Genomic DNA, 20,969 nt, shown 5'->3' with positions numbered 1-20,969 from the left:
TTATTTCTTTAAATATTGTTACATTTTTATTTGTTATTATTCAATAAATATACAATTTTTGTATTTTTTGGATTAATCAACTAAAATGAACACACATACTACTTCATATTAATGCATTATAAACACAAAATTTAATTATTATTTTATCATTTAGTAATAATTTTAACAAGCATAAATAAACACTAATAGATATATTTTTGCAAAATTATACACTGTTTTACACTATAATTTATAATCAGCAAAACTTGAATATACAAAATTAAATACACTTTCTAAATCTTCTTTTTCAACTTTATCATCTAAGTCAAGTATTAAATCCCTTAAATCATTAAATAACTTATAAGATCCTTTATTCCCATAATTTATATCTAAAAAATCAATATCGCTTTTAAGGTCTGTTACATCCACCTCATCACTCAATACATTTTTTATATCATTCAAAATAAAATTAGAAAATATCTCTAATATCTTCAATATTTCCTCATTATATTCAACATTTAATGGAATTTTGTAAACTTGTTTCACAAATTGAATATTATTCTTTTTCAAAAAATCCGCCATATCTAAAAAATTATTTTTAGTGGATACTCCTAAGATTACTCTTTCATATTTGCCATCATTTACAATACTAGATAATACTTTATTATCTATCTTTCTTCTGAATTCTTCAGCATTATCTAAGTCATTAAATACTCCTCCCTGAAACAAAACTATATTATTACTTAATAAACTTTTAGAATAATTCTCTAATTTTTCTTCTTCTAATTTCTCATTATTTTCATTTTCTTCACTTACAAGATCAATTTCCGATTTTTTATATGTACTGCTTTCATATATAAAACTAGCTATATTACTAGAAATAAATATTGATAATATTAAAACCAACACAAAAGATGTAATAAATTTAATTAAATCCCCATATTTTATATTTCTTTTATTAACTGTTGCTCTTCTATATTTCATTTTATCCCTCCATATATAATTTATATAAAAATATATATGTGGTTTTTTTATAATTATAATATAATTTAAAAACAAAAAGCGATACTTTAAAAGTATCGCCACTTAATAAGGTCTCATAGACCATGCATACCTAGCACCATAATATCCATCATTCACACTAGAAACAGTAACACCGGTACTAGAATTCGCAGCATGAACAAATTTTCCATCTCCTACATAAACTCCTACATGTGATAGAGATGAATAAGTGTTAGAAAAAACCAAATCCCCTGGCTTTAATTCACTTCTACTTACTCTAGTTCCTACATATGCTTGTGCTTGACTAGTTCTTGGAAGATTAATCCCAAAATTTCCATATACATATTTAACAAATCCAGAACAATCAAATGAATTTGGGCCTGTTTTACCGTACATATACGGTTTGCCAATTAAACTCTTCGCAAAATCGGCAATTCTAACTCCTAATTCCTGATTATAACTTACCTCTTTAGATACTACATTGCTTTTCTCAACTTCATTAACATCAATATCAGCTCTTATCTCTAAATCACTATCGTTCGAAATATTAATAGATGTCTGACCAGTAACTATTTTATCATAAATAGTTACTGCAATCTCTTCATTATTACTATACTGTCCATCTTGTTCACTAACAGGTAGCGGTTCAGCTTTTGGAAAACTCGCAGTCAAAACAAAATTAAGTACTAAAACTACCAAAAACCTTTTTAATCTACTGTTCATGAAAACCTCCTAAAATTTAAAACCAAATTAAATGCAAATCAAACAATCAAACCACTTAAACATGATGACAATGATTCTAATTTTAATCTAATTCTCTATTCAACATATTTACCATTAGCAAGGTCCATTTATACTATAACATTATAAATCAAAAAATCAAACCAACAAATTATCTATTTAATAATATTTATTGAAATATTTTAATATTATAATATTTATTTATGATATATTTAATATTTTATTAACTTAATCACATCTTTTTTATGCACATTTTAAATTTAAAACCTAATCAAAGTAGCTAAAATTTTAAAAATTTAATTTCAAGTAACAAATATATATCATATTAATAGTATAATACAAAATTTACTTTTTCATTTTTCTAAGTAATCATGGGAGTATTTAATATTGAAATGGATATATTTTCACCTTTGACTCTTACATTAATGAATACAATATTTGCAATGTTTTCAACTATATTAGGTTCATCATGCATCTTCTTTGTTAAAAATAGTTTAAATATAAAGTGCTATAAAATATTTTTAGGTTTTACTGCTGGTATTATGATCTCATCATCTATATGGTCATTAATTATTCCTGCAACTGAATTATCTGAAAACAAACTAAATAATTTATTAGGCATATCATTAGGTTTTATATTAGGAGCTATTTTACTTAAATTACTAGATAAATTAATATCCAATATAATACTAAGGATAAATCTACCTGTAACATTATCTGCAAGAAAAAAATTTCTACTCATCTTATCATCTGCTCTAAGAAATTTAATAGAGGGAATTTCTATAGGGATTGCATTTTCATTGACTAAATCCGAAAATTTAGGAAGCTTTGCTGGAGCAATCGCATTATCTCTATCTATGGTACTCCAAAATTTCCCAGAAGGATTTGCTCTATCAATACCTTTTAAAAATGAAAAATACTCAAATTTAAAATCGTTCTTTATCGGATCCATTCCAGGCCTTCTAGAACCAATTGGTGGAATAATAGGTGTACTTCTATCAACTATACTCGTAAGTTATATGCCTATAATCTTAGCTTTTGCCGCAGGTACAATCATAATAACTGTTGTAGATGAAATTATTCCTGAATATAACTCGAGCTCATACAAAAATTTCGGTACAATTGGTTTCGTTTTTGGTTTCTTATTGTTATTAATGTTAGATATAATTTTAAAGTAGAGATACTCAATTATGAGTACCTCTACTTTGTAAATACATATTCATATTTATTTGATAATGCCTTATCAAATAAATATCCATTGTCATCAAATTCTTTTAACATTTCATATTTATCAATTTTATTTTTTATAATGAAATTAACCATTTTCCCTCGTGTTATCTTGGAATCCATTGCATAAGATTTAATGATATTATTTCTCTTAATCTTAAAACTACACGTTATAAACATATCCTTACTACACAAATATGGAATTATAGCCTTACTATACTCATTTGAACACAAATTTAATATTTCCCTATCATGTTTTACAAGATTTTGATAAATACATTCTCCAAAATATCCATAAAGATCTTTAAATTTTCCGATTCTTAATTTACTCTTAAGCTCAAGTCTATATTCGTATATGCTATCATAAGGTCTTAAAATCCCATAGAGTCCACTTAAAATTCTTATATGTTCTTTACAAAATTCTATATCATTTATATCAAATACATTAGCATTAATATTTTTATATACACTTCCTGTATAAGATAAAATTGCCGGACTTCCATTTGAATCAAATCTAAACTTATTATACCTAAATCTATTAATTCTTAATAAATCTCCATCTATTACCATTAACTTACTCATCTCTTCATCACTCATCGAGTTAATTTTATCTACTATTTCCTTAGTTTTTTCAATATAGACCGGTATAGTTAGATTTTTATGATTATCGTCTACCTCTTTCATCATAATAGAAGGAGATATTATAGATACCATTCTTGTACACCCCTTAATCCAAATTATTTCTAACACTAAAAAAAGTAAAGGCAAGATATGCCTTTACTCTCATAATATCAAATCATTTATTTTATTTAAATGTATTTTCTCAAACTCGATACTCTCTCGTTTAAGCTTTTGAGCATTTATAAGCACATTTATAAATTCCGAAAGAGATTCGTCACTATAATTTTCAAGCTCTAAAATCTGCTTTTGATCATTTATCAATTGCTTAATTCTATTTCTTGTAGATATCTTATTATCATTTATTTCATTTTTATAATTTCTAATTTCTTTCCATATATTATTCCCAATCTCAACTTTTATTTCATCTAATCTTTTTTTAATTTTATTATTTAATTCTCTATTTTCACGTATCAAAATATTATTTTTCTCAGTATCAGCGTCTAAAATAATAAACTTATCCACAAAATTATTCCTAAGCTTATCAATCCCAATACTATTTAAAAAATACATCTCACTATCAACACAATACTCCTGCGTATTATCTTTAAGTGCTGAAACTTTATTACTAACTAAAAACATCAACAATAGAAGACTCACACACAACATTACTATATTCTTTACCATATAATATTCCCTCCGGAAAATAATATCTCTTAAAAAGATTATTTCCTTTATCTACATAAATATACAATTTTCAAGATTAAATTTATCTAAAAAACTTATTATAATAAATAATTGCACCCATGGATATTGCAAATGTAGAGTCATTTGGTATAATAAATTTTACGTTATGAAGCAATTCAAGTCTATCGAATATCTGTCTTATAACAGAAAACTTACTTAAAGTTCCTGTAAGAACAATATCTTTGATATCGTCATTTTTAACATAAAATATAGCAAGAAGTCCTATAGTCTGGCAAATCATATTTAGTATTCCAATCGACAAATCACTTTTACTAGCATTTACCAAAATATTCCCAAAATTTGAAGCTGTTAAATCTAAAGGAAGAGAAGGAATAGGTTCATTACATATATCTCCTATACTTAAGTCTACATTTTTTAATTGTCCAGATTTAAAATATCCATTAATTATATCAATATCTTTAGTACCCAATAGTATAGAAGACAATCCAAGCAATGTTCCTCCCCCAACTCCGCTACCACCAATATGTATCATAGAGTCATCACAAGCCTTTACATATGCCGTACCTGTCCCCATACTTACTACTAGTGCTAATTTCTTTTGTGATAAATAAAGCCCTCCATATCCAATAGCATCAAACTCATTTACTCTATAAGTTTTTATCCCATATATATCATCTAAAATAAATGAACTTCCAACTCCAGTTAACACAATAGAATAAACATCTTTGAGAGAAATACTATATAAATTTAAAAATTTACCTATTGCTCCATAAATAGATGTAAGTTGATCTTCTGCATTAACTTGAATAGATCCTACTTTAATATTTTCCCTAAATCCAACTATTTTCGTTGTAGATGCCCCTGCATCTATTCCTAAAACTATTTTCATAATTAATCCACCAAGTTAGTGTCTCCCTTGTATACTTTCGCTACTCCATATGCTACCAATCCTCCAAGTATACTTTCAGGAATTCCACTAGTCACTATCGTAGTTGTTATTATTCCTATTAAAGCTTCGTATGGAGCATTTAAAGCCATAGCATATTCTTGTCCAAAAAACACATAAACAAGTGTAAGAAGAATAACTGAACAAATAAAATTTGCTATCGTAGCACCAATAAAAGTCTTAAAAAATAAACTTTTAACATTTTTAAATATAATTGCTATGAAAAAATAAGTTAATAATCCGATCAATATTCTCGGTACAAAGCAAATAACCAAGCTAAAAAAGTTACCACTGATTTCTCCAAGCGAATAAAATGGAGTAAATAAAAATGCTATCGGTGAAGGCGGCATAAATGTCCACACAAGAAAACTGAGAAGACCATACACAAACCCCATTATTAATCCACCTTTTATTCCAAGTACAATAGCACCAATTATAACTGGAATATGTGCAAGTGTCATAACAATTAGACCTATAGCAGGTAATGATCCAAGAGGCGTAACTGCTATTATAATTTCTATTGCAATTAAAATAGCCAATTTAGTTAAAAACAATGCTCTCTTTTTGTCATACATAAAATTAACTCCTTTTTCTTAAATATATTAATTATTTGGTAACAAACATTTTAAACCAATTATTATAAAATTTAAAGGGCATAATTTTTTCAATAAACTAAATTTTTAATTCTATTTTCATTTATAAATAAATCAATAAGTTTATAACCTCCAGTATCTTCTCTCAAAATTATCTCAAACGTATCTTTAATAATTGATGAATACTCACTTATATATGTCAAATAAGATCTGATCCTAATCATATCTCCATTCCTTTGAATAATCCAATCTTTCATATTCGTTTTAATACTTGGAAATCTCGTCACAATCGAGAATTCATGAGATAAATTAACTATATATTTGCTTATTTTTACAAACTTTTGCTTTTCTTCATCTGTAACATCTATATAATCTTCTATGTCTCCTACTTCCCCTTTAAAATCTGTTTGAGAGTTCAAATCTTTGTTTAATATATTATTTGAGTAATTTGATAATATCTGATCATCATTTTCAATGTTAGATACTTGTCCATACAATGAATTGAAATTATAATAGAGTCCATTTCCAACTAAATCATTTTGTTGACTATTCAAATTTAAGTCATCATTTCCATTATAATAAATAGAATTAAATTCTTTATAATCATTATGTGAATTTAAATTTCCAAACCCTTTACTAGCAAATTCTTTGTCATACTTAATGTCATTTTTAATCTGTGTAAGTTCTTTTTTATAATTTGTATTTAATGTATTTTTAAGTAAATTATCAATTTTATACAGGGCTTCATCATATTCTCTATTATTCAAATTATCTTGTATATTTTCATACATCATATTCTCTTCCATGTAATACTTCCTTTGAGAAGATACCAAGAATATACAAATAACAAGTACGAAAATTATAAAAGCCAACATACTCAGTTCACGTTTAAATTTTTTGCTCTCTTCTTTATCTATCCTAGTTTTTTCCTTAATTTCTTGATCTTCTAAAAGCGATTCTTCCTTATTCTTACCAAGTATTTCTCTGAGTCCATTAACCTTGCTAATACAATTATCACATACTTTTAAATCATCAGATATAATAGATTTACAAAATTCACAAGTCCGCATTTCACTCACTCCGCTCAATCTTAAAAATTAACAATTTATGTTTATATATCTTTCGTACTATTATCAGTTTATTTTAAGTAAATCGTAAAAAATAAAAATTCCTAGCTCATAATACAAGCTAGGAACTTAAAAAATTTGTATAGTAAGTTATAGTAAAAATTAAGGATATTTAATTAATTCCATTTTTAAAATTTTTTATACAATTATTTTTTTAAAATTTTTTAGGTTGACTTTAAGAATATATCTTTATATATTTAACTAGAAAATATATAAAATAGAGGTAAACTTATGAAGTATTCAATGATTGGAACTTGGAAAATGGCTTTTGATGGTATCAAACTCGGTGAAAATATTTTAAAAAATAATGGCAACATAAAAGATGCAATTGATAAAGCTATATCACTAACTGAAGATAATCCATCATTCAATTCTGTTGGTTTTGGAAGTCTACCAAATATTGAAGGGGAACTAGAATTTGATGCTGCTTTTATGGATGGTAATGACTTATCATTTGGTGCCATATGTTCAGTTAAAAATATTAAAAATCCTATAAAAGTTGCAATAGCTTTAAGTAAATTTAAAAGAAATTGTTATTTAAGCTCTATTGGAGCAGAAAAATTTGCACACATAAACAAATTTGAATTTAAAAATATGTTAAATGATGATTGTATCAATAGATGGAAACATGAGATAAAAAATAATTTCGATTTGGACAACTTAGAAGCATACGATGGACATGATACAGTATGCATGATAGGTTTAGATTCAAATAAAAATATGGCTGTTGGGGTATCTACTTCTGGTTTATTTTTAAAAAAGGCAGGACGTGTAGGAGATTCATCTGTCATAGGATCCGGTTTTTATTGTGATTCACTAGTTGGTGGGGCTGCTGCAACTGGTGTTGGAGAAGATATCATGAAAGGATGCCTTTCGATTTCAATAATTAATCGCATGAAACTTAAACAAGATATTCAATCATCATGTGAAGATGCTATAAAAGAACATACTGAAAGGTTTAATTTATCAAAATATAAAGCTGGCAGTATGTCTGTAATAGCCTTAGATAAAAATGGAAATTTCGGAGTGGCAACCAATAGAGATGAATTTCCATTCGTAGTAACAAATGAATTTTCACAAACAAAAATATTAATATGCAAGAATAACAATTCAAAAATGGAAATTTTTGAAGCTGATGAAAAATGGATATCAAACTATAAATATGATTAAAATAAAGAAACCTATCTTAAGATAGGTTTCTTTATTTATTACTTAGCTGTAAGAGCAGCCATTGTTATATAATTATATGGTTGATTAAAGTGTGGCAAGAAGAATAAATCTAACAATCTTAATTTATCTATGGTAACTTTCTCTTGTATAGCTAAAGAGAACATATGTATACCCATAGATATATCTTGCTTAGATGCCATTTGTGCCCCTAATATTCTCCTAGTCTTCTTATCATAAACAATTCTAACCTTAACATTATTATTATTGTGTTTCATAAATGCTGGCTTTTGAGAATCCTCATATTCGGTATACTCTGGTTCAAATCCAAACATTTTAGCAGTATTTACAGTCAAACCTGTAGAAACCATATTCAATCCATATATTGAAATACCATTAGATCCTTGTACCCCAATTGAATCAATTTCTGTACCACAAGCATTATGAGCTGCAACTATTCCAGTTCTAACAGCATTTGATGCAAGTGCTATATAACTAGTTTGATCCTTCGAATTATCATAAATAGTTGCACAATCACCTATAGCATAAACATCTTTAATATTAGTCTGACCCTTTAGGTTAACCTTAAATGCACCATTTCCTATTGTCTCTATCTTACCTTTCCCAATAGATGTATTTGGTAAAAATCCAATCGCCAACACAACCATATCAGCATCTATTTCACCTTTATCCGTTACAACCTTTTCAACTTTTCCATTACCTTTGAGTTCAACAACCTTCTCACCAAATCTCAAATTTATATTATTATCTGAAAGATTCTTTTCCATCATTTTTGTAAATGGCTCATCATAATATCTTTCCAAACAAGTTGATGCTAAATCTAATAAAGTTACATTCTTACCATGTCTTTCAAATGCCTCAGCAAGCTCAACTCCAATATATCCTGCACCAATAACAGTTATTTTCTTTATACTAGGATCCTTAAGCCTCTCTATTGTTTGAGCTGCATCTTGATATAATTTAACAAATTGAACATTATCAAGATCTTTTCCTGGTATATTTGGAGAAATCGGAAGAGATCCAGTAGCTAATATTAATTTATCATAACTTTCCTTAATTTCTTCTCCATTTTTATTTCTTCCAGTTATAACTTTATTATCAAAATCTATGTCCTCTATCTCAGTCTCCATGTGCACTTTTGCACCTTTAGCCTCCATCTTCTCTTTAGAAGAATAAAATAATCCTTCTGGACCATCAATTACATTACCAATCCAAAGTGCCATTCCACATCCCAAGAAACTTATATTTGAATTTCTATCGAAAACTACAACTTCTTTATCTTTATAATTATCTAAAACAGTATTAATAGCTGCCGTACCAGCATGATTAGCTCCAATAAAAACAATCTTACTCAAATGCTTCATCCTCCTAAAATCCTTTAACATATTTTCCCTATATACTATAACACACTTTATTAATTAAAAAACATAAATCTTAAAAAATTTTTTATAATCTCTATTATTCGTTAATTTTTGATCAATTATACTAATAATACAATAAATCTAAATCCTAATTCAAATAATTAATCATATCTAAATAACTCGAAAATAAAATAGATAACGCTTCATCATCTAATTCTATAACCCAATTATCACCTTGCTTAATTAATGTAAATTCCCCATTATTACTCTCTCTTTTAAGCTCTTCTACGTATGAAATAAATAAATTAGAAATATTCTCTGTATTTGATACATTACTTGCATCTTGATCAACTAGAACTTCTGATAAAATATGTTGAAGCGTTTTTTTATACGCATCATATAAATTAAAGTTATTTATAGTTACCTTAATCTTTATTCTATCATCAGTAATATCTTGGGACTCCCCTATACTATATGTAAAATCCATAACCTTACTTTTTACAACATCATAAATCTTTTTTGTATCATCATCCAAATCATCCATACTTGTTAAACTTTCTATATATTTAACATACATTTCCTTAGATTCATTATCAGATAGATATACTAAACTCTCTTCAAATTTTCCATCTTTTAAATGATTTAAAAAATCATCAACTACATTTTTCTGATGATTTGACCCACATGAAATCAAGGTAAATAAAAATAACATTATGACAGCTACAAATGACGCACTCTTCTTAATGAAATTTGACTTTATCATTCTACACCTCTATATCTACATATTCAACTCTATTATATAACATTTTAACATATTAAAAATTAAAAGATTTCCTAAACATTAAAATAATGCTAGAAAATCTTATAAATTCAACTATTCTTTATAAATTTTTTCATATTCCAAAACTAATCTATTCCAAACATCCTTATTAATTTTTCGTGATCTATTAAACATAAATTTGTCTTGAATTTCATTTATATAGGCTAATGTATTCTCCCCAAATACTCCATCATCCTTAAGTTCAACATTAGTTTTAAAGTACCCTATAGAATTACTTCTTATAAAATTTATATATTGTTGAGCCAAAGTCACATATCCGCACACATCTCCAAATTCTAATTCAAATCCTGGATACTCCATAGAAATTTCAGATCTAAAAGATCCACTAAAAATTTCACTCTCCTCTTGCCTATATAATCTCTCTAGATCGGTCTTATTATCTTCTTTAACATCATTTTTTTGCTTATCATTTTTTTTTAATTCATAATCCATATTAAATTCAGTTATTGCATTTTCAAGAGCTTTCAACTTAGTTAAAGTTTCATTCCCAACAATTCCATCAACAATTAGTCCAAATCTCCTTTGGAAATTTTTTATAAATCTTTCCATATTAGGACCAAAAATTCCATCTTTAACTAAAGTATCTAAAAAATTATAATATTTAGACACAGTATTAAATAGCTCCTGAAGTTTTTCTATGTGTTTCCCCTTATCTCCATACTTAATTGGTAGTATAGCTTCAAATTTTTTATCTTCATTTCTATTTTCATGCGAACAAGAACCCTTATCATCTCTCTTATTTTTATCTAAACTATTTTTTATAAAATCTTGTAGACTCTTTATATTTTTCTTAACGTATTTAATCCTAGAAGATGTATCCTTACCTACAATTCCATCAACAATTAACCCAAATATTTTTTGGAAATCTTCAACTGATTTTTTAGTCTTTTCCCCAAAAATTCCATCTTCTTCTAACTTTTCATGCCAAGAAGTATACTTCAAAATATCGTTTAAATCATGCTGAAGTTCTTTAACTAAAGGTCCCTCATTCCCAAACCTTAGTGACACATTATTAATTGCTCCCTCTTCAACATCATTATAATCTCCAAACAATCTTTTAATCAGTGAATAAACTAAACATATCTTCTTCCAAGTTTTCTTCCCAACTATTCCATCAACTTTTAAATTGAATATTTTTTGGAAATCTCTCACAGCTTTCTCTGTCTGCTCTCCAAAATTCCCAGTAATATCCGATATTTTGGATATCCCCTGATATTTTGATCCAATCAAATTCAGAGCTTTCTGAAGAAACTTAACATCTTTTCCATAACTTCCCTGATGTAATTCTCTATCCGGATATTTCTTAATAATGCACTCAATATTTGGAACCTCTATAAGTTCAATATTATCTCCAAAATATTTTTTTAATATATTTAAGGCATCCATCCCATCTTCAGCAAGCCTAAAACTTCCCCATCTTGATAATACTCTATAATCACTAGTTACATTATCACACTTAGCAAGAAAAGGTTGATGAAATCCATTAACCTTAATGCACTTATCAAATATATCATCTACAATATTACAAACATTTCTAAATAAATTCCTACCTTTGACATACATTTGGTCATAACTTGGACTACTTGTAATTTCAAATCCATAGCCCTTACTTCTATACCAATTTGTATAAATCCTATTTAATGATAAAGATACAATAGCATATACATTTGCTTTTATAGCTTCATCATTCCATGTAGGATAAATAGTTGAACAAACAACATTTTTTATATAATCAACAAATGGAACCGTTATAATTTCCCCATTTTCATTAGGCTCTCCAAGATGTATTGTTATAAACTCGGGTATAGAAAGATCTTCAACCTTAACAACAGGTTTTATACTCTTATCATCTTTTAACAATCCACTCTTTATTTTAACATCATTCTCATTTGATTTTAATACACAAGGTGCTTCATTCTTAAAGCAAATATGTTCTTTCTTAGACTTACTTTTCTTATCCTTATGATGTTTTCTAAACGAATCTCTACTATCAAATTTAAGTTCTTGAACAGATGTAATGTCCGAATAAACTTGTATTCCTTTAATCTCTACTATCTTATCATTTTCAAATCTCACTTCAGCATCCACTTCCGTATATGGAATGCATTCATTTGACTTATCAAAAGTTAAACTACTATCTTTTGTATAAATTTCAATTTTATCGCTTTTACCATCCTCATTAACTCCAAGTATCTTATTAACTTCCCGACCATCAATACTAACTATCTTTATCTGAGCATTAGAAACTGGAGTTGCTCCATTATCCTTACTAATCTCAAAAACTAAATAACCTTTTTCCAAATAAATTCACCCTGATTTATTAATAATAACTAGTTTATTTAAGACTTTTAAAATATGTTAAACTTTTTTACAAACAAAAAGGTTTAAGTATAATCCTTAAACCTTTATTCAACACCCTTAAGTGCCTCAATCATATTAACCTTTAAAACTTTTCTCTTTAATAATAAGTTTGTAAATATTGAAAAAAGCATAACCATGATAAAAGACAAAAGTATACTATACCCCGAAATATTTTGGGGTAAGGTTGCGCCTCTATCAGATATAAGTATCTGCATATATTTAAACAACCAAATACCAAATGGTATTCCAATTATACTACCAAACACACTAAGAACTATATTTTCAATAAATATAAGTCTATTTATCTCTCTATCATAGTACCCAAGTACCAAAAGAGTAGCAATTTCTCTAATGCGCTCAAAAATATTAATAGAAGTAATATTATATATTACAGATATTGCAAGAACAGCTGATCCAACTATAATTATCATTATAACGCTATTTATCATACTTAAAATATCCTCTGCAAAATCTCTTAGATCTCCAGATAAAGTTATAGAACTTATGTTATCATTTTTCTTTAACTCATTAACTATATTTGTAATATTATCCTCACCTCTTAATTTAATAAACGCACCATTAAACGAAATATCTATATTATCCCTCTTTAATACTTCACTTGATACATATATCATTTGACTTGAATACATTTGTGCAATATCACTCACAGATAAATTTAAATTAGAAGAACTCATACCAAAATTTATATCAATATTAATACTATCAGAAATATTAATATTGTAGTCATCCAAAAGCTTAGATGGGATTACCACACTACTATCATTAAATCCTATAATATTACTCTTTTTATCTTCAAGTTTTAAAGCGGAATTACTTCCTTTTACAATAACTACAGGTATCTCTATATCTTCGTCTTCAAGATGAACATTCCCAATTGTTGTAAAATTTAAATCAACAACATCAATGTAATTACTGTAACCCTTAATTTCATCCTCATTAACACTATTAACCATCTTTATTTCGAAATCATAATCTCTAATTCTAGATTCATAATCCAAAAGTTCATTAACTGATGACTTTAAAGAAAATCCAGTGATCAAAAACGAAATACTTCCTATCATTCCAACAGAACTCAATATTATTCTCATCTTATTGTGAAATATATTTCTTATAATAATTTTATAAATAAAAGAAATCTTCTTCCAAAACTTAAGCTTCTCTAAAAAGATGTGCTTTGAATTTTTCGGAGGTCTTGGTCTTAATGCATCAGATGGTGCTTCTTTAAGTGTCTTGTGACACGAAATTATAGTAGCAGTAATTGAAAAAAATATAGAAATCAATATCCCATACAGTATATATTCCGAATAAATATTAAGCCTAGATACTGGAAATGTATACTGAGATGAAAAAGTTTTTAAAATTATTCCTGGCAGGCTATAAATACCTATTAATCCTCCAATAAGTGATCCAAAAACCGACGCAATAACTGAGTACATTATATACGAAAAATAAATCCTATAGCTTGAAAATCCAAGTGCTCCCATTATTCCTATTTGTGATCTTTGATTTTCAACCGTCTTAGACATCGATATAAACGTTATAATTCCTGCAACAATAAAAAATATTATAGGAAAAATTACAACAACCTTGTCTATTTGGTTTAAGGCTCCATCAAACGAAGAATAACTTACATGATCCTCTCTTTTAATCATCTTTACAAAAGTTTGTATTCCCTCAAATTCATCACCATTTAAATCTTCATTTGACTTAATAAGTGCTTCAGTATAGAAATAAGATATATTATTTTCATCAAATTTTAATTTAATAGTATCTTCCATTACATATCCTGCTCCAAATCCATCAAGATCCACATTTGCAGAAAAATCATCTTTAATTTTAGAAACATATTCTGGGGAGTCCATAATACCAGATATCTTAAGATTAAATTCTATACCATTATAGTCAAAACTAATATAATCTCCGATCTCTAATTTATTTAGCTTCATATAAATCTTATCAAGTATTATCTCATCTTTTGAGGGAAGCTTTCCCTCATAAATATAAGGAACATTTATATTTTCAGTTAAGGTATGTATCCTCAAATTAGTATCCTTATTATTAACATTACTAATAACATTCATAGTATATCTTAGCTTTATTTCCTTGATTTTCTCATTAGATCTATAGGCTTCTATATCATCTGAATATAATTGACTAAAATAGGCAGTATAATCCATAAATTTTTGATTTTCATAATAATTTTCTATTAAATTTCTAACAGAACTTACAGAATTTGAAAGACCAGAAAAAAATACAGAACCTACCCCAATGACAAATATTATTGAAATAAATCCACCAAGTGATGTTTTAATATCCCTAAATAATTTTAACAATAAAACTCTCATCTACCACTCAATCTCCTCAACAGGAACTTTATTTTCATTAAAATCTATACGATCTATGGTTCCATTTTTAACATGTATAACTTTATCAGCCATAGGTGCTATTAAAGAGTTATGTGTAATTAAAGCAATCGTCTTATTAAGTGTCTGATTTATTTCATACAAAAGCTTAAGCACTTTCTTTCCCGTATCATAATCAAGTGCACCAGTTGGTTCATCACATAAAAGAAGTAACGGATTCTTAGCAATAGCTCTTGCAATTGCCACCCTTTGTTGCTCTCCTCCTGATAACTGAGTCGGAAAATTATTTATTCTCTCAGATAATCCAACCTTAGTTAACATGTCTTTAGCATCCAAAAAATTTTTACAAACACTTGTTGCAAATTCAACATTTTCAATAGCAGTTAAATTGGGTATCAAATTATAAAATTGGAATACAAATCCAATTTTCTCTCTTCTATATTTTGTTAACTGATTCTTACTAAAGTTAGTAATAGATTCACCATCAACAACAATATCTCCAACAGATGCAGAATCCATTCCACCCAGAATATTCAAAATAGTAGTTTTCCCAGCACCACTTGCCCCTAAAATTACTACAAACTCACCTCTATCTATAGAAAAATTAACATCGTGTAGAGCATTAATAATAACTTCTCCAACTTTATACTGTTTGGAAACATTTTTAAACTCAACAATCCTATTCACGAATACCCTCCTTATATAGTTTTTTAGCCTTCCTAGGATTTATTATAATGTCCTTCAATATATCATAATACTCATTGTGATGCAAGCTAGTTATATCATAACATATTAAATCCCTGCTTATATTTACATACGGTTGTATTTTGAAGCAATCTTTGTTATTCATTTTCTTCATTGATGAACAAAAAATATTAAATCCACTATCATTTAAATACTTAAACCTCTCATCATTTTTATCTATTACATTACCTGAAGGATAAACAAATAAGTTTGTATATCCAATTATATTTGATACATACCTATACCAATTATCCATATCATTTTTAACTAAATTAAGTGTTACATCTTTAAAATCTATATTTCCATATGTATTACACGCGAATATCCAACCGTCATTCTTAAGATTATCTGCTATCCTCTTAGCCTCATAAATATCATTTGATAGTTTCTTAATCTTATCAGTACTAATACGTGATCTCTTACTTATATTCCTACCAGTGTTATATCCAAATATAGACTCAGAATCAACAATAGATAATACACCTTTAGCATTATTAAAAGAAAATCCCTCATTCTCTCGAACAAATTTATTTATAATTGTTATGACATTATTATCCTCAGTTATTTCCTCATTCCCATTTTTAACTTTAATCATCTTAACCTGCATATCTTCATCATCAATAATAAGCCTCGAAGAACTATACCCAAAATCATCAACAAATAAAACAAATGGTATCTTACCCTTTGGTATATTCAGTATCTTACGCTTAACTCTAAAGCTCCCTTCCCTATAAACCTGATCATAAAGATCTGCGATATTAATTATCATATAATTATTTTTGTGTAAAACATCTAAGACACCTTTAAATTCATCCATGCTTATAAATGAATCATAAAATTTTTTATTATTACTATCTAGACTATATAACTTTTCATTAGGAATAGGTCTAAAATACATATATTTAACATCTCCATCATAAATGGACTCATCATCTCCAAAATAATCTTCATCAAGATTAATAATATTTACTTTGTTTTCTTTAAAAGAGTATACCTCATGCTCCCCTTCAATTTTCTTACTATCCCTTATAAACTTAATTGTCTCACTTCCAATTGCAATTTCATCCCAAAATGTATAAATACTTAAGATTATAAAAAGTACAATATAAAACCACTTAAAACTAAATAAACATTTTAATTTATCAAACATAATCTTATAACCTCAAATCTAAACCGCAAAATTTATTATAATTAGTATGTTCAATCAACTATGTTTAAATTTAACTTATAATGGTGTAATTTATGGTAATAAAATAGAGAGATAACTTACGTTATCTCTCTATAAGAATAGCTCTAGAAGGGGCTCCCTCAGCACCCTTTATTTTAAGTGGAAGAGCAACCAAGAAATACTCTCCCTCAATAATATCTTTAAGATTTAATCCTTCAAGAACAGCAATACCCTCTTTAAGAAAAGCCTCATGGGTTTCATGATTAGGTTGATCCCTTTCAACACTCAATGCATCAATTCCAACGCCCTTAATCTTTTTCTCTGCGAGAAATTCGCTTACCTCTGTTGATATAAATACAAACTTAAAATCAAATTCCGTAGCCAAAGAATTTCTAGTTTTAAAAATTATAAAATCATTTTCAGAAATATTGTATTTCTCTATATCTTTCATCTCAATTTTCTCTTCAACATGAGATAAATCAAAAACTTTGCAATCAGTAACACATTTATATAAATCTTGATTTTCAATACTATCTCCGCCCTCAATCATGTGAAGAGGAGCATCCATGTGAGTGCCAACATGCATATCTAAAAGAGCTCTACTTTCATAACTAGTTCCCATATTATAATCACTAACAACTGTAATTATAGGTTTCTTGTCTTCCTTATTTTTATAAACAATCATATCAGGATGAATTAAAGCTGATATATCATGTATTCTCATTTAAATATCCCACCATTTCATATTTTCTTTATGCAATAATTTATTTATTTCACAAGGTCCATCACTCAAAGAGTGATAATTATATAAAGGAATATCCTTATTGTTGTCCCATATCTCAAATATTTTCTCAACGTACTTCCAAGAAAATTCTGTTTCATCCCATCTTGTAAACAAAGTAGATTCTCCTCTTATAGCATCATACATTAGCTTTTCATATGCCTCTGTAGAAATAAGAGAGTGACAATTCTGACAAAAATCCATTTGAATCGGTATAATCTCATTTTCATTTCCAGGTTTTTTTACACTCAAATTAAGAAATATTCTTTCATCCGGTTGTATCCTTATAACAAGAAGATTTGGTTGTAACTTATTATCTTCATTATATAAAACAAATGGCGCATTCTTAAACTCAATAACAACCTCTGTTATTTTCTTGCTAAGTCTTTTCCCTGTTCTTATATAAAAAGGGACACCTGTCCACCTATAATTATTAATAAAACATTTTATAGCAACAAATGTTTCAATCATAGAATCTTTGGATACATCTTGCTCTGACCTATATCCCTTTAAAGTACCTTTACTATCTTCAATATATTGACCTCTAACAATATTTTCTCTAACAAATTTTTCATCAATCTTTGGCATAGCTTTAAGAACCTTAACCTTCTCATCCCTTATATCCTCTGTATTCAAAGACACAGGTGGTTCCATAGCAATAAGTGTCAACAATTGAAGCATATGATTCTGAAACATATCTTTAAGGGCACCAGACTTTTCATAATACTTCCCTCTCGTTAAAACCCCTAAAGATTCATTGCTAGTTATTTGAATGTTGTCAATGTATCTATTATTCCATATGAATTCAAGTATTGGATTTGCAAATCTTATTGCCATTATATTTTGACTCATTTCTTTTCCTAAATAATGATCAATTCTGTAAATTTCCTTCTCCGTAAAAGTCTTTGTCATCTTTTCATTCAATTCTCTAGCAGATGTTAAATTCTCTCCAAAAGGTTTTTCAATTATAACTCTCTTTATCCCCCTAGTACTATCAGCTAAATCATTTAATCTCAATCTATCTACTATAATAGAAAAATATTCAGGGGATACGGCCATATAATAAAGTATATTTTCATTATACCCATGTTTCACACACATGCTCTTTATCAAATCTTTAAGAGATCTGTATTCCTTATCTTCAACAAAATCTAATTTCAAATACTCAAAAATACCAGAAAATTTTTTAAAATTTTCTTCTGTAAATGTCCTTTTTGAAAACTCTCCTAAAGATTTCTTTACATTATTTCTATAATCTTCTTGAGAAAAATCTCTACGTCCGATACAAACAAAATTAAATTTCTCAGGTAACAAGTTTTGTATATACAAATTATAAATTGCTGGAACTAATTTTCTATATGTTAAATCTCCCGTTGCTCCAAATATAACAAAAATATTTGGTTCATTAATACTTATTTGATCCATATTACCCCCCCAAATTAAAAAACATTATTTGTTGTCCTTAACAACATGACCACCAAATTCATTTCTAAGAGCAGCAACTAATTTACCTGTTAAAGAATCATCCTGTTCACTTCTATATCTCATTAAAAGTGATTGAGTTATTATAGTTGCTGGAATTTTCAGCTCTAGTGCCTCTTGTACAGTCCAAAGTCCCTCACCGGATGAATACATAACACCTTGTATTTTATCTAATTTAGGATCCTTTCTAAATGCATTTTCAGCAAGCTCCATCAACCATCCTCTTACAACAGAACCATGATTCCAAACTTTAGCAACTTTTTCAAGATCTAAATCAAATCTACTTTTATCTAAGATCTCAAATCCTTCTCCAATAGCAGCCATCATACCATACTCAACACCATTATGAACCATCTTCACAAAATGTCCAGATCCATTATTACCACAATGCAGATAACCATTCTCAACACTGATATCACGAATAAGCTCTTCTATATATGAAAATACTTCACCCTCAGCACCAATCATAGTACAAGCACCATTCCTAGCTCCATCAATTCCTCCACTTGTACCAACATCAACAAAATCTATACCCTTTAATTTCAAAGATTCGTATCTTTCCAATGTATCTTTATAGTTTGAGTTTCCACCATCAATAATTATATCGTTCTTATTTAAAAGAGGTACTAATATATCAATAACTTTATCTACAATTTCACCTGCTGGAAGCATAATCCAAATAACTCTTCTACCTTCTAACTTATTAACTAATTCTTCAATTGAAAAAACACCATCTAATCCTTCTTTCATAGCTTCTTCAACTTTTTCCTTAGACCTATTAAAACAAACAACTTTATGACCCTTATCTCTCATATTTAAAGCTAAATTAAATCCCATTCTTCCTAAACCAATCAATCCTATTTGCATAAATCAATTCTCCTATACAATTAATTTTTATTATTAATCTTAATTAAACAAAAAGAAACGATACTTCTATATCGTTTCTTTCATCTAAATTAATAATTTGGCGTGTCTTAAGAGATTCGAACTCCTGACCTACGGCTTAGAAGGCCGTTGCTCTATCCAGCTGAGCTAAAGACACACAATATGGAGCGGGTAGTGGGAATCGAACCCACCTTGCCAGCTTGGAAGGCTGGAGTATTACCGATATACGATACCCGCACATCTGGAGCGGAAGACGAGGCTCGAACTCGCGACATCCACCTTGGCAAGGTGGCACTCTACCAACTGAGCTACTCCCGCAACAAAACAAAATTTATATGGTGCAGGTGAAGGGAGTCGAACCCCCACGCCGTAAGGCGCTAGATCCTAAGTCTAGTGCGTCTGCCAGTTCCGCCACACCTGCATTTTCTGGTGATTCGTCGGGGACTCGAACCCCGGACACCATGATTAAAAGTCATGTGCTCTACCACCTGAGCTAACGAACCATATTGGCAGGGATAGCAGGACTCGAACCTACGCATGACGGAGTCAAAGTCCGTTGCCTTACCAACTTGGCTATATCCCTATTTTATGGGGTGAATGATGGGACTCGAACCCACGACAACCAGAACCACAATCTGGCGCTCTACCAACTGAACTACATTCACCACACCTTTGGAGCGGGTAGTGGGAATCGAACCCACCTTGCCAGCTTGGAAGGCTGGAGTATTACCGATATACGATACCCGCAAATGGTCGGGGTGACAGGGCTCGAACCTGCGACCTCATGCTCCCAAAGCACGCGCGCTCCCATCTGCGCCACACCCCGATAAATT

General features: G+C 28.5%; 18 protein-coding genes and 9 tRNA genes. 2 read left to right on the top strand and 25 right to left on the bottom strand.

Annotated features, from left to right (window positions below; translation table 11 throughout):
- Nucleotides 1–222: 222 nt before the first annotated feature.
- Nucleotides 223–963, bottom strand: coding sequence for a hypothetical protein (locus tag SFBM_RS02230; RefSeq protein ID WP_007441234.1), 741 nt, complete (start codon nucleotides 961–963; stop codon nucleotides 223–225).
- 102 nt (nucleotides 964–1,065) lie between these two features.
- The gene (locus SFBM_RS02225; RefSeq protein ID WP_005806899.1) at nucleotides 1,066–1,704 is read right to left on the bottom strand and encodes a C40 family peptidase; all 639 of its coding nucleotides are present in this window, start codon (nucleotides 1,702–1,704) and stop codon (nucleotides 1,066–1,068) included.
- A 410-nt stretch (nucleotides 1,705–2,114) separates the two neighbouring features.
- Here SFBM_RS02225 and SFBM_RS08130 point away from each other — a divergent pair, with 410 nt between their 5' ends.
- A complete protein-coding gene (locus tag SFBM_RS08130) occupies nucleotides 2,115–2,900 on the top strand; it encodes a ZIP family metal transporter (RefSeq protein WP_242821357.1) in 786 nt (261 codons plus the stop codon).
- A gap of 22 nt (nucleotides 2,901–2,922) precedes the next feature.
- Here SFBM_RS08130 and SFBM_RS02215 read toward each other — a convergent pair whose 3' ends face one another.
- The 5 genes from SFBM_RS02215 to SFBM_RS02195 form a co-directional block, all read right to left on the bottom strand.
- Nucleotides 2,923–3,663, bottom strand: a complete 741-nt coding sequence (locus SFBM_RS02215; RefSeq protein ID WP_014017861.1) for a YaaA family protein — start codon at nucleotides 3,661–3,663, stop codon at nucleotides 2,923–2,925.
- 69 nt (nucleotides 3,664–3,732) lie between these two features.
- Entirely contained in the window at nucleotides 3,733–4,254 is a 522-nt protein-coding gene (locus tag SFBM_RS02210; protein ID WP_005806909.1) for a hypothetical protein, read from the bottom strand.
- An 82-nt stretch (nucleotides 4,255–4,336) separates the two neighbouring features.
- Nucleotides 4,337–5,164 carry a pantothenate kinase gene (locus SFBM_RS02205; protein WP_014017860.1) on the bottom strand — a complete coding sequence of 276 codons (828 nt, stop codon included), beginning with the start codon at nucleotides 5,162–5,164 and terminating at the stop codon, nucleotides 4,337–4,339.
- 2 nt (nucleotides 5,165–5,166) lie between these two features.
- On the bottom strand, nucleotides 5,167–5,796 hold the full coding sequence (locus SFBM_RS02200) for an ECF transporter S component (RefSeq protein ID WP_005806913.1): 630 nt from the start codon (nucleotides 5,794–5,796) through the stop codon (nucleotides 5,167–5,169).
- 89 nt (nucleotides 5,797–5,885) lie between these two features.
- Nucleotides 5,886–6,884 carry a hypothetical protein gene (locus tag SFBM_RS02195; protein ID WP_005806915.1) on the bottom strand — a complete coding sequence of 333 codons (999 nt, stop codon included), beginning with the start codon at nucleotides 6,882–6,884 and terminating at the stop codon, nucleotides 5,886–5,888.
- Between the two features lie 288 nt (nucleotides 6,885–7,172).
- Between SFBM_RS02195 and SFBM_RS02190 the strand changes: the two genes are divergently transcribed.
- The gene (locus SFBM_RS02190; RefSeq protein ID WP_005806916.1) at nucleotides 7,173–8,111 is read left to right on the top strand and encodes an isoaspartyl peptidase/L-asparaginase; all 939 of its coding nucleotides are present in this window, start codon (nucleotides 7,173–7,175) and stop codon (nucleotides 8,109–8,111) included.
- Nucleotides 8,112–8,149: 38 nt separating this feature from the next.
- On the opposite strand, the gene nox is transcribed toward SFBM_RS02190, so the two are convergent.
- The 18 genes from nox to SFBM_RS02100 form a co-directional block, all read right to left on the bottom strand.
- Complete coding sequence (gene nox / locus SFBM_RS02185) at nucleotides 8,150–9,484, bottom strand: H2O-forming NADH oxidase (RefSeq protein WP_014017859.1); 1,335 nt, start codon at nucleotides 9,482–9,484, stop codon at nucleotides 8,150–8,152.
- Nucleotides 9,485–9,638: 154 nt separating this feature from the next.
- Nucleotides 9,639–10,253: a hypothetical protein gene (locus tag SFBM_RS02180; protein ID WP_005806919.1), complete on the bottom strand. Its 615-nt coding sequence runs from the start codon at nucleotides 10,251–10,253 to the stop codon at nucleotides 9,639–9,641.
- Nucleotides 10,254–10,364: 111 nt separating this feature from the next.
- Nucleotides 10,365–12,632, bottom strand: a complete 2,268-nt coding sequence (locus tag SFBM_RS02175; RefSeq protein ID WP_005806921.1) for a peptidoglycan-binding domain-containing protein — start codon at nucleotides 12,630–12,632, stop codon at nucleotides 10,365–10,367.
- A 104-nt stretch (nucleotides 12,633–12,736) separates the two neighbouring features.
- Nucleotides 12,737–15,058: an ABC transporter permease gene (locus SFBM_RS02170; protein ID WP_005806923.1), complete on the bottom strand. Its 2,322-nt coding sequence runs from the start codon at nucleotides 15,056–15,058 to the stop codon at nucleotides 12,737–12,739.
- A complete protein-coding gene (locus SFBM_RS02165) occupies nucleotides 15,059–15,763 on the bottom strand; it encodes an ABC transporter ATP-binding protein (protein WP_005806925.1) in 705 nt (234 codons plus the stop codon). It abuts the gene before it with no gap.
- The gene (locus SFBM_RS02160) at nucleotides 15,756–16,970 is read right to left on the bottom strand and encodes a hypothetical protein (RefSeq protein ID WP_005806927.1); all 1,215 of its coding nucleotides are present in this window, start codon (nucleotides 16,968–16,970) and stop codon (nucleotides 15,756–15,758) included. The genes SFBM_RS02165 and SFBM_RS02160 overlap by 8 nt, the downstream gene beginning before the upstream one ends.
- Before the next feature lie 121 nt (nucleotides 16,971–17,091).
- Nucleotides 17,092–17,712: a cyclase family protein gene (locus SFBM_RS02155; protein WP_005806929.1), complete on the bottom strand. Its 621-nt coding sequence runs from the start codon at nucleotides 17,710–17,712 to the stop codon at nucleotides 17,092–17,094.
- Entirely contained in the window at nucleotides 17,713–19,194 is a 1,482-nt protein-coding gene (gene zwf / locus SFBM_RS02150; RefSeq protein WP_007440556.1) for a glucose-6-phosphate dehydrogenase, read from the bottom strand.
- A 24-nt stretch (nucleotides 19,195–19,218) separates the two neighbouring features.
- Nucleotides 19,219–20,118, bottom strand: a complete 900-nt coding sequence (gene gnd, locus SFBM_RS02145) for a phosphogluconate dehydrogenase (NAD(+)-dependent, decarboxylating) (protein ID WP_005806933.1) — start codon at nucleotides 20,116–20,118, stop codon at nucleotides 19,219–19,221.
- Between the two features lie 98 nt (nucleotides 20,119–20,216).
- Nucleotides 20,217–20,293: transfer RNA gene (locus SFBM_RS02140), tRNA-Arg, on the bottom strand.
- Nucleotides 20,294–20,299: 6 nt separating this feature from the next.
- Nucleotides 20,300–20,373 (bottom strand) — tRNA-Gly (locus SFBM_RS02135).
- A gap of 5 nt (nucleotides 20,374–20,378) precedes the next feature.
- A tRNA-Gly gene (locus SFBM_RS02130) sits at nucleotides 20,379–20,454 on the bottom strand.
- A gap of 18 nt (nucleotides 20,455–20,472) precedes the next feature.
- A tRNA-Leu gene (locus SFBM_RS02125) sits at nucleotides 20,473–20,557 on the bottom strand.
- 6 nt (nucleotides 20,558–20,563) lie between these two features.
- Nucleotides 20,564–20,639 (bottom strand) — tRNA-Lys (locus SFBM_RS02120).
- 4 nt (nucleotides 20,640–20,643) lie between these two features.
- Nucleotides 20,644–20,719: transfer RNA gene (locus tag SFBM_RS02115), tRNA-Gln, on the bottom strand.
- Between the two features lie 6 nt (nucleotides 20,720–20,725).
- A tRNA-His gene (locus tag SFBM_RS02110) sits at nucleotides 20,726–20,801 on the bottom strand.
- Nucleotides 20,802–20,809: 8 nt separating this feature from the next.
- Nucleotides 20,810–20,883 (bottom strand) — tRNA-Gly (locus SFBM_RS02105).
- A 3-nt stretch (nucleotides 20,884–20,886) separates the two neighbouring features.
- Nucleotides 20,887–20,962 (bottom strand) — tRNA-Pro (locus tag SFBM_RS02100).
- Between the last annotated feature and the right edge of the window lie 7 nt (nucleotides 20,963–20,969).

Origin of the sequence: Candidatus Arthromitus sp. SFB-mouse-Japan (genome assembly GCF_000270205.1) — a bacterium.
GTDB lineage: Bacteria > Bacillota > Clostridia > Clostridiales > Clostridiaceae > Dwaynesavagella.
This window is presented reverse-complemented; position numbering and strand designations above follow the sequence as displayed.

Bases quoted from the DNA above. Each gene is read 5' to 3' on its own strand.
- SFBM_RS02190 (WP_005806916.1), top strand. From the start codon at position 7,173: ATGAAGTATTCAATGATTGGAACTTGGAAAATGGCTTTTGATGGTATC.
- SFBM_RS02210 (WP_005806909.1), bottom strand. From the start codon at position 4,254: ATGGTAAAGAATATAGTAATGTTGTGTGTGAGTCTTCTATTGTTGATG.
- SFBM_RS08130 (WP_242821357.1), top strand. From the start codon at position 2,115: ATGGATATATTTTCACCTTTGACTCTTACATTAATGAATACAATATTT.
- gnd (WP_005806933.1), bottom strand. From the start codon at position 20,118: ATGCAAATAGGATTGATTGGTTTAGGAAGAATGGGATTTAATTTAGCT.
- SFBM_RS02195 (WP_005806915.1), bottom strand. From the start codon at position 6,884: ATGCGGACTTGTGAATTTTGTAAATCTATTATATCTGATGATTTAAAA.
- SFBM_RS02160 (WP_005806927.1), bottom strand. From the start codon at position 16,970: ATGTTTGATAAATTAAAATGTTTATTTAGTTTTAAGTGGTTTTATATT.
- SFBM_RS02200 (WP_005806913.1), bottom strand. From the start codon at position 5,796: ATGTATGACAAAAAGAGAGCATTGTTTTTAACTAAATTGGCTATTTTA.
- SFBM_RS02225 (WP_005806899.1), bottom strand. From the start codon at position 1,704: ATGAACAGTAGATTAAAAAGGTTTTTGGTAGTTTTAGTACTTAATTTT.
- SFBM_RS02205 (WP_014017860.1), bottom strand. From the start codon at position 5,164: ATGAAAATAGTTTTAGGAATAGATGCAGGGGCATCTACAACGAAAATA.
- SFBM_RS02230 (WP_007441234.1), bottom strand. From the start codon at position 963: ATGAAATATAGAAGAGCAACAGTTAATAAAAGAAATATAAAATATGGG.
- SFBM_RS02170 (WP_005806923.1), bottom strand. From the start codon at position 15,058: ATGAGAGTTTTATTGTTAAAATTATTTAGGGATATTAAAACATCACTT.
- SFBM_RS02215 (WP_014017861.1), bottom strand. From the start codon at position 3,663: ATGGTATCTATAATATCTCCTTCTATTATGATGAAAGAGGTAGACGAT.
- zwf (WP_007440556.1), bottom strand. From the start codon at position 19,194: ATGGATCAAATAAGTATTAATGAACCAAATATTTTTGTTATATTTGGA.
- SFBM_RS02180 (WP_005806919.1), bottom strand. From the start codon at position 10,253: ATGATAAAGTCAAATTTCATTAAGAAGAGTGCGTCATTTGTAGCTGTC.
- SFBM_RS02155 (WP_005806929.1), bottom strand. From the start codon at position 17,712: ATGAGAATACATGATATATCAGCTTTAATTCATCCTGATATGATTGTT.